This is a genomic window from Streptococcus mitis, assembly GCF_001579035.1.
Classification (GTDB): domain Bacteria; phylum Bacillota; class Bacilli; order Lactobacillales; family Streptococcaceae; genus Streptococcus; species Streptococcus mitis_J.
This window is the reverse complement of record NZ_KQ970287.1, coordinates 327,278-328,470: the sequence shown is the minus strand read 5'-3', so window position 1 is coordinate 328,470 and position 1,193 is coordinate 327,278. Positions and strand designations below refer to the sequence as shown.

Annotated in this window: 1 protein-coding gene; it reads right to left on the bottom strand. The window is 43.7% G+C overall.

Features of this window, described 5'->3' with window-relative positions; translation table 11 throughout:
• Positions 1–1,193: UvrD-helicase domain-containing protein (locus SMIDD26_RS12980; RefSeq protein ID WP_246746939.1), on the bottom strand; the 1,193-nt coding region annotated here is incomplete at both ends.

The following is a 1,193-nucleotide window of genomic DNA, read 5'->3' as shown; positions in this document are numbered from 1 at the left end:
CTTTTTGACTACTTGCCAGTTTTTGTGCATTGATTAGCTTATCATATAGATTTTCTTGGACTTTATCCTCTGCTTTCTGAAGGGACAAACGTGCTAACTCGTCCTCATCAAAGCCAAACATTGGAGACTTCATAAGGGCAACCAAGGCATAGTCTTGCAGGGGATTGTGAATGACACGAAGGGTGTCTAGCATGACTTGCACTTCTAGGGATTGGAGATAATTGTTTTGCTCTCCATCGGTTTTGACAGGAATTCCATACTCAGACAGGGCGAGAAGAATCTGGTCATTACGACTACGACTGGAGGTCAGAAGGGCAATTTCCTTAAATGCCACCCCTTTTTCCTGATGAAGTTTAAGGATTTCCTTGATAACTAAGCGCATTTCGCCTGTTAGTTTCGTTTCTGCCTGCCCCTCTTCTTCCTCACCTGTATCGTCCTTGTCGTAGAGGAGAAATTCCGCCTTGTTGTCTGGATTGGGAGTCAGTTTGGTATTGGCAAAAACAAGTTGGTGCATGTTATCATAGTTGATTTCGCCGACCTCTTGGTCCATGAGACGTTCAAAGACATCATTGGTTGCTGATAGCACTTCTGAACTACTACGGAAATTTTCTTTGAGGAGAATGAGCTTGCCCTCTTTTGGATTTTGCGCATAGCGTTGGAATTTCTCATTGAAAATCTGCGGGTCTGCCTGACGGAAACGATAGATAGACTGCTTGATATCTCCCACCATAAAGCGATTGTGACCATTAGAAAGTAATTCCAGCATCCGTTCTTGAATATGGTTGGTATCCTGATACTCATCGACCATAACTTCGTGGAAACGCTCCTGATAAGTCTCACGGACTTGTGGGAAATTCTCTAAAATCTCAATGGTGTAATGGCTGATATCAGCGAATTCAAAGGCATTTTCCTGACGTTTACGCTGACGATAAGCCTCTACAAAATCACTCATGAAGGCTTGGAAGGTTTTAGCTAGTTCCCATGTATCTCCATGATAACGTTCTTGATAGTCGAGAATGGTTATCTGGTCTGACAGTTGTCCTAGTTTAGCAAACTGTGCCTTTCTTTCTTCGTTATAGGCATCGGCCAGTGGCTTCAAATCAGCCTTACGGCTGGCATTAGTCAGAGCTCGACCGTTTTTCTCTTTTGAAATGGCAACAACACGCGCAAGCACTGCCTGATAAGCCTGACTA